The sequence below is a fragment of the Hydrocoleum sp. CS-953 genome (genome assembly GCF_002260545.1).
Taxonomy (GTDB): Bacteria; Cyanobacteriota; Cyanobacteriia; order Cyanobacteriales; family Microcoleaceae; genus Trichodesmium.
Genome location: NZ_LGSU01001124.1, coordinates 1 through 7,038 on the forward strand (window position 1 = coordinate 1; position 7,038 = coordinate 7,038).

A 7,038-nucleotide genomic window follows, 5' to 3' on the forward strand; every position below is an offset into this window, starting at 1 on the left:
CCTGTCTCGACACTTTTGAGCTACTCCTTCATCTTCTGGACTTAGTAATCTTTCCGCAATAATATCGCCTATTTCTGTAAATTCAGCAGAAAACATCTCCGAAAACAAAGAGCATAAATTAATGCTAGAAAGTCTAATAGAAAATTTACCAGGCATGGTTTACTATAGTAGTAATGACTGTAATTTAAACATGAACTTTGTCAGTGACAATTTTTATAGTCTGACTGGTTATCAACCCGAGGAATTAATTCAAAATCAAATTATCTATAACCAATTAATTTACCCGGAAGATAGAAAATATCTTGGGCAAGAAAGACAAAAAGCTTTAGTAAACAATCAACCATTTCAGTTGATTTATCGGATAATTACAGCCAAAAAAGAACTAAAATGGGTTTGGGAACAAGGTAAAGGAGTTTACTGTTCAAATGGGGAATTATTAGCAATTAAAGGTTTGATTATAGATATTACAGCTCAAAAACAAGTAGAATCAAAACTAACAAAGCAAAACTTAGCCTTACAAAAAGCTGAAGTAGCTTTAATTACTGCTAATCAGCAACTCCAAAAAGTTGCTAGAATAGACGGTTTAACAGGTATTGCTAACCGTCGTTCTTTTGATGAATATTTAGAAAAAGAATGGCGTAGACTGACAAGAACTAAATCACCTTTATCTTTAATTTTATGTGATGTAGATTATTTTAAATATTACAATGATTACTATGGTCATTTAGCAGGAGATGATTGTTTACGAAAAATTGCTCAAACAATTAAACAAACTGTTAAACGTTCCGCAGACTTAGTAGCTCGTTATGGGGGTGAAGAATTTGCTATAATTTTACCAAATACATCTGATAAAAATGCAGAAAAATTAGTAGAATTAATTCGTACAGCTATTCACAAACTACACATTAATCATTCTGCTTCTAGAGTAAGTAAATATGTTACTATGAGTATGGGAGTTGCAAGTGTCATCCCTACTAAAGCAGACTCTCAACAATCTCTAATTGCCAAAGCAGACCAAGCACTTTACCATGCGAAAGAAAAAGGACGCGATCGTATAGTTTTTTTTAATCAAGATTGTAGTCAAGGTACTCAAACTTACCTTGAAAATAATTTAAGCTATGCAAAATCCCAGGAAAATATTAGCCAAAGTTTCTTACTAGCCCTCTCTTAGTCAACTTATTATTTACAATTACTGAAACATACTAACTTTTTTGCTCTGATATCCTGGAGTAAGGAGCTTCAACAATTAATAATTAATAATTACCCCTTCTGTAATAGAAAGATTGACTAAAAGGAATTTTTTCTTCTCTTGGTCGATTGGATATGGCGAAGAGACCTAGCCATCCCGTCCTTCTGAATGCTCCGCAAACGACCGCTTTTTCTCCATGAATGGAGAGGCTTTATACCTTAATTTTTCGGTAATTTTTTAACTTGTTGGTGGGAGTTTTATAGTTAGATAAAAGTAAGCATTCAGCTAGCTCGCTAGTCAGCTATCAGGATGGAAATCTTTTAACTGCTAAGATCGGCAATTTACCTCCTTATAATTACTTTTAATTCTCCCTCAAGACTATCAATACTAAGAGACTGTTTGTAAAATAAGTATTAAGAGAGCAAAGAAGTGCCTAAAATCTAAAAGCACTAATACTTCAAGGGATTGAAATTTAGTAGATAGAAAAGTATTCAGTACATATATTCCTAGATTTAATAGCGACAAATATTTGTCTTAATTTCTTCCTCCCTATTCCCTATTCCCTATCTCCTTTTTATATTTCCTGATACATTCAATCTCTAATGCCATTTCTAGCTGACAATAAGTTAATTACGCTATAGCTAATACTTCAAACCCGTCTCTAAAATATATGGATAATTTTCCCTTTTCCGAGTTAAATTGACCAAAATTTTCTTTTTCTTTTTTCTTGATCCTGAAAAGGAGACGCTTTAGACCTTAAATCATTCGGTAAACCCCATTTAGATAATTCTTATTTATCCATAGTTCATATATTTAAAAATGCAGATTTAATAGAAAATTGTCAACCTAACAAAATTTTGTAGAGACAGAATATTCACACCAGATATTTTGCTTAATTTACTAAATACTCTGGACAAATACTCCACCCCTACAAAACTTAATTTCACTCCACAGAAGTGTTGAAGCCAAGCCGTAAATTATACTTTACGATAAGGGACCATACCCAGGTTAATACTACCTAAGTTAGGTTTTGTTGCTGATTTTCCTTGTACACCAAGACCCTGTGCCATATTCAAGAATAGAGAAGGATCGCCTGCCTGAGCCTTCTTTTCTTGAGGAATAAAGCGACGTATTTCATTTTGATACACGATTTGAGGGAATCCTAGAATAGTCCGATAGTAGAACTCATAACGAGGTGTCTTCAGATTAAAAGGAGTTTCTCCTCCATCACGCTGGGGTAAAACCCGACGGCGCTGGTAAGGCACAGTATCAAAGCCAAAGTTGTCTAAATATTCCTCACTATCAAGCAACTCATCAATGAAACCTTCAATACCCTTGGTAGCTACAACAATAGACCAAGCAATTTTTTCCTTTTCACTGTAAACATCACGACCTAACACCCGTTGGACACATAACTCAACAAAGCGATAATTGCTATTAGTCTCGTAGTTGTTCCGACGGAATGGAGCAGAAATTACCAAACCCCGAATAAAATCTCGAACTGTAATTTGACCATCTTTTAGTTGAGATTCTAGGAAGGTTTGGCGATCGCTCTTCAGAATTTGATGTTCACAATAAATTTGGCGATAAGCTGCCCAAATTAACTCGTCCCACTCTGATTGAGAGGGTAAAAGTTCGGCAGAATAAATAATTGGTTGGTCGTCACCAGGGACTTCATAACCCGCAACCCGTGAGTTTTGAGTTACAGGTTTGTATTCTAATAATGGAATCGCCACGTCAGAATCTCCTTAAAATTATTAAATGTGATTTATCAAGTGTGGCCATACCACACTAAGCTTTATCGTGATTCAGAAAATTGCATCAATAGCCAACCTTTAGATTAAGGGATTGAGGCAATCGAGGTCATACTTTTATTAACTTACGCAACAATCTGTAATATTTTTGATATTGCAGGGAACAGGGAATAGGGAACAGTTAGAAAAATATTATAGTCCGTAATTTTTACTATTCATCTCCCACGACTGAGTGCTTAACAAAATGATTTAACTATTGCGTATAGAGCAATAGTCGGAAATTTTTACNTGCTTCATAAAATGAATTAATTATTGCTCCATACGCAATAGTCGGAAATTTTTACTATCCATCTCCTCTGCCGGGGTGCTTCAGGAAATGAATTCACTATTGCTCCATACGCAATAGTCGGAAATTTTCACGATTCATCTCCTCTGCCGGGGTGCTTCAGGAAATGAATTCACTATTGCTCCATACGCAATAGCGTAACGCACCGAAATATTTGGGATAGAAATATTTGGGATAGGCGGTGCGTTGCATTTCATTTTCATGTCCCATAGCCTTTCATGTCGGCTCTGAGCCAAAAACACACCCTAGTGAACTGGGAATTTAACCTCTGAATTCTAAATTCTAAATTCTACCAACCAAAAGCAGAATAAAATTGTCCATTATCCTTTGATTTTTCTGCCTCTAAGTCTGAGTTACTTTCCTCTAACCGAACTTCCGTGCAAAAAGTAGAAGTATTAAACCCACCAAACCTCTTCACTGCACTGCTTCGCATCCTCAGATTAGGGCTAGGAAACCAGAATCTTTCAATAGAACTCATAGTTTCATATTCTGTAATTAAATTTAGCCCATCCTCATCATCCATCTCAAACAGTCCCACAACTGGGACAATTTCAGCATAGCCACGCTCTCGCAACATTCTGCCTTTTCTAGGATTTTCTGAGTCAGGAACAATAGCAAATACAGTTGACCCCTTATGATTTTCATCATCTTTATCCCATGCCATCGAACCATCCCAAGTTACAAAAGCTCCTCCAGCAGCCAAATTTGGATCGATTTCGTGCATTTTGCAGATTTCTACTATTTTTGGATCTTTAGCATCCAAGCTAGTTACTTCAATATCTGAGCTGCCCATTTCCGCTTGTCTAAAGGCTAGGTGATGGGTTGTACGTTGCGATCGCCATTTACCAGCACTTCTTTGAAAAAATTCCATTGCATCCATTAGCCAGTCCTCCATTTTTCAACTTCATAGGACATAAGTCCTAACCTAATTATCATAAAACTTCTAGCTTCTATTTAAACCCTGCCCTTAAGAGTGAGGTTTTATTAAATTAATGTTAACTTTTGTGGAATAAATTAATTTTATAATGTACATGATGGACAGTATGTCAAGCAAATGTTACGATAATTTACATATTAGGAAATATATAACATTTAGGATAGTAATGGCCTTAATACATAGGCCAATATCTACTATCTAAACAAGGAGGAGTTAACTATGGAAATGTCTAGCAGCTTAACTATGGAGCAACAATTCAAATTACAAGTTCTACGGGACGAAGTTAAAAGCTTGAGTCGGGAGGAAGCCCAAGAATATTTAGTTGAAGTGTTGCGACAAAGTATGGTTAAAGAGAATTTATTCAAGCACTGGATGAAAGGCAAAATCTAATCATGCCTTTCACAAAAGACTGGAATATAGTCGGTATAAAAAACTAACCCCACCCATATCTATAACTTGGGCGGGGTTTGTAATAGTATCTNGTTAAAAGCTTGAGTCGGGAGGAAGCCCAAGAATATTTAGTTGAAGTGTTGCGACAAAGTATGGTTAAAGAGAATTTATTCAAGCACTGGATGAAAGGCAAAATCTAATCATGCCTTTCACAAAAGACTGGAATATAGTCGGTATAAAAAACTAACCCCACCCATATCTATAACTTGGGCGGGGTTTGTAATAGTATCTATTAAAATTCAGTATTTCCAGATTAAGTTGTAGACTATGGGGAGCAGGTTAATTTTATCTACAACTTAATCTGAGCGCTCAAAATAATTAAATAACTTTATCTCAATAGAAGACTTATATCATTATTGATGATTATGTATATATATAAATAAGTAAGTAGGTGGGAAAATTTACCGAAAAATAAAGGTATAAAGCCTCTCTATTCATGGAGAAACAAAAAAAATTTCCTTTTATTCAATCCTCTTCCTTTTAGGGAGAGGTAATTATCAATTATCAATTATCAATTATCAATTATCAATTATTGAAAAGTACGTCCGATGCGAATGGAACGGAGTGAAAGGAGGTAATATCAAGGGTTTTGACTTCATCAAAATTTCTTGACATAATAGTTAGCTTCTAATGTTTTAGTTTGGCTATTAATTACTATTCCATTATTTTTTGCAAAGATTTTAAGCCCTTCTTAACTCTACGAGAAACAGTAACAGCACTAATTCCCATTCGCTCGGCTGTCTCCTTCTGAGTCAAATCACACAAAAATACAAACTCCAAAACCTTACGAGTACCCTCCTCCAATTTAGCTAATGCTTGCTGCAAACGAATTTGGTCTTCTTGAGCTAACTGAAAACTACGATACTGACTATCCGGGACTAATTCTCCCAAACAAGTAGCTCCATCAGCTTCATCTTGAACTGGAGCATCTAAACTCAGAGGGGCACGGTTACGACAGGCCAATTGAATTTCATGCCACTGGTCCAAAGAAATATCCAAAGCAGAAGCCACCTCTAAATCTGTAGGTTTCCGCTTCAACTTTGCTCTGAGGTCTTGTATCACTTTTGTGGCCTGCCGATCCATAGCTAACCAATTTCTAGGGATACGTACAGAAGGACTTTTATCTCGTAGATAATGCTGAATTTNTATCACTTTTGTGGCCTGCCGATCCATAGCTAACCAATTTCTAGGGATACGTACAGAAGGACTTTTATCTCGTAGATAATGCTGAATTTCGCCTCGGATATAAGGAGTAGCAAAAGAACTAAAGGCTCGTCCCTTGGAAATATCAAATCGCTCAATTGCTCTAATTAATCCAATACAACCTACTTGGAGTAAATCATCATAGGTTTCCGTACATCTATTTAACCAATGATAAACTTCCTTTCTTACAAGTCCAACATTAAGTTTAACTAATTGGTTCCGGAGTTGATGAGAAGGAGACTGTTGATACTGGTGCAACAGTTCTAGGTTTTCACTTTTTAGTTCTTGAGTGATGGTGGTAGACATAGCTATATTTTGACACTCCACGGACTAAAGTCGCGTGGATTCGTGACTAGGAGTTGTAAATCGGGTTAAAACCACGATTTCTACACTGCTCGAAACGGCCACATTGCCAGCACCGTACCGTAGTACGAATGCAGCAGCAGCAGCTCACAAGGCGGTGCCAATCGCCACTACTCTCTCCGGTCTGGCGACCATTGAGGCTACTTTTTTTTAGGTTGTTAGTTGATTCACTCGCTCTGAGGTACAACGTGCTGTCTAACGGCTGGAAACAGAGTGCTGGCAAGCACCGAGCCACCTTTTCGGTTAGCTACCCTTTAACTGAAGCGTCCACTAGATATCGGGCTTTCACCATGATTCAGAGGTCTTCGTGTCTTTGGACTTAATCATAACACGAATTTGGACTACGGGTTAAANGAAACGGCCACATTGCCAGCACCGTACCGTAGTACGAATGCAGCAGCAGCAGCTCACAAGGCGGTGCCAATCGCCACTACTCTCTCCGGTCTGGCGACCATTGAGGCTACTTTTTTTAGGTTGTTAGTTGATTCACTCGCTCTGAGGTACAACGTGCTGTCTAACGGCTGGAAACAGAGTGCTGGCAAGCACCGAGCCACCTTTTCGGTTAGCTACCCTTTAACTGAAGCGTCCACTAGATATCGGGCTTTCACCATGATTCAGAGGTCTTCGTGTCTTTGGACTTAATCATAACACGAATTTGGACTACGGGTTAAAACCCGTCGTGTCGTTTCCATCCAGCCGTTAAAACAGGCTGGTTTCCCACTTACCGATTTTTTACGATGATTTTGAGAGCCAACCACTGATGGTAGATCACATAAAGATTATATTGATGGATATA

The 7,038-nt window shown here is 37.3% G+C and carries 6 protein-coding genes and 1 pseudogene; 3 read left to right on the forward strand and 4 right to left on the reverse strand.

The window, feature by feature from the left end:
* Nucleotides 1–121 precede the first annotated feature (121 nt).
* A complete protein-coding gene (locus tag AFK68_RS17385) occupies nt 122–1,171 on the forward strand; it encodes a sensor domain-containing diguanylate cyclase (protein ID WP_094673862.1) in 1,050 nt (349 codons plus the stop codon).
* Between the two features lie 995 nt (nt 1,172–2,166).
* Here the strand turns inward: AFK68_RS17385 and AFK68_RS17390 are convergent.
* Together AFK68_RS17390 and AFK68_RS17395 are read right to left on the reverse strand one after the other, a co-directional pair.
* Nucleotides 2,167–2,925 carry a phycobilisome rod-core linker polypeptide gene (locus AFK68_RS17390; RefSeq protein ID WP_094673863.1) on the reverse strand — a complete coding sequence of 253 codons (759 nt, stop codon included), beginning with the start codon at nt 2,923–2,925 and terminating at the stop codon, nt 2,167–2,169.
* Nucleotides 2,926–3,578: 653 nt separating this feature from the next.
* The gene (locus AFK68_RS17395) at nt 3,579–4,169 is read right to left on the reverse strand and encodes a phycobiliprotein lyase (protein WP_094673864.1); all 591 of its coding nucleotides are present in this window, start codon (nt 4,167–4,169) and stop codon (nt 3,579–3,581) included.
* 276 nt (nt 4,170–4,445) lie between these two features.
* Between AFK68_RS17395 and AFK68_RS17400 the strand changes: the two genes are divergently transcribed.
* Nucleotides 4,446–4,616 carry an NblA/ycf18 family protein gene (locus AFK68_RS17400; protein ID WP_094673865.1) on the forward strand — a complete coding sequence of 57 codons (171 nt, stop codon included), beginning with the start codon at nt 4,446–4,448 and terminating at the stop codon, nt 4,614–4,616.
* Nucleotides 4,617–4,717: 101 nt separating this feature from the next.
* Nucleotides 4,718–4,816: a hypothetical protein gene (locus AFK68_RS17405; protein WP_094673866.1), complete on the forward strand. Its 99-nt coding sequence runs from the start codon at nt 4,718–4,720 to the stop codon at nt 4,814–4,816.
* 514 nt (nt 4,817–5,330) lie between these two features.
* Here the strand turns inward: AFK68_RS17405 and AFK68_RS41950 are convergent.
* Together AFK68_RS41950 and AFK68_RS41955 are read right to left on the reverse strand one after the other, a co-directional pair.
* On the reverse strand, nt 5,331–5,821 hold a 491-nt coding region (locus tag AFK68_RS41950; RefSeq protein WP_246844250.1), incomplete at its 5' end, for a sigma-70 family RNA polymerase sigma factor.
* 1 nt (nt 5,822) lies between these two features.
* A pseudogene (locus tag AFK68_RS41955) lies at nt 5,823–6,185 on the reverse strand (sigma-70 family RNA polymerase sigma factor); the annotation flags it as partial.
* Nucleotides 6,186–7,038: the final 853 nt, after the last annotated feature.

Coding starts and splice junctions, on each gene's coding strand:
- AFK68_RS17385 (WP_094673862.1), top strand. CDS start 122: ATGCTAGAAAGTCTAATAGAAAATTTACCAGGCATGGTTTACTATAGT.
- AFK68_RS17395 (WP_094673864.1), bottom strand. CDS start 4,169: ATGGATGCAATGGAATTTTTTCAAAGAAGTGCTGGTAAATGGCGATCG.
- AFK68_RS17400 (WP_094673865.1), top strand. CDS start 4,446: ATGGAAATGTCTAGCAGCTTAACTATGGAGCAACAATTCAAATTACAA.